Here is a 680-nt window from a genome sequence, read left to right as displayed (position 1 = left end):
TAAAAGATATATTAGGCAGAGATATTTACAGAGTACGAGAAGAAAATGACCGTATGTTGCAAGAAGTAAGAGCGTCACATGAACACTATAAAAAAAGACAAAAGCAATTATTTACAGGTATTGGGGCTATGTTATTAGTCTTTATGTTATTTGCTTTAATTATGACCATAGGCAGTGATTTTATGAGTTTCTTGCATGTAGATGTATTACAGAAAGCCATAGCGAGCAAAATAAGAGCGTCTGAGGGCTTTATGACATTTGTTTGGTATATTGCTTATGGTTTACCTTATATATTCGCTATAGGGTTGTTTATTGGCTTATATGAATGGATTAGAGCAAGGTTCCATGATTAAAGAAAATTTATTGTGATGAAGTTTGGAAAAGGAGTGTTTTCATGGAATATATATTAAAAATAATTGCTAATATTTTAGATTTTATATATACATTTATTAAAGATCCGACGAATCGTAAAGATAAATATAAAAAAACAGATTATGATGATTTTAAAAAGTAGGCCACGCATTTATGCCGAGAAAATTTATTGATGTTGAGAAGAACCCTTAACTAAACTTGCAGACGAATGTCGGCATAGCGTGAGCTATTAAGCCGACCATTCGACAAGTTTTGGGATTGTTAAGGGTTCCGAGGCTCAACGTCAATAAAGCAATTGGAATAAAGCA

The 680-nt window shown here is 32.4% G+C and carries 1 protein-coding gene; it reads left to right on the top strand.

The window, feature by feature from the left end; genetic code table 11:
- Positions 1 to 353: DUF334 domain-containing protein (locus tag ACF91D_RS31215; RefSeq protein WP_392438619.1), on the top strand; the 353-nt coding region annotated here is incomplete at its 5' end.
- Positions 354 to 680: the final 327 nt, after the last annotated feature.

It is taken from the genome of Staphylococcus sp. 231237_7MaSpsaltlick, from assembly GCF_043107035.1.
This window is presented reverse-complemented; position numbering and strand designations above follow the sequence as displayed.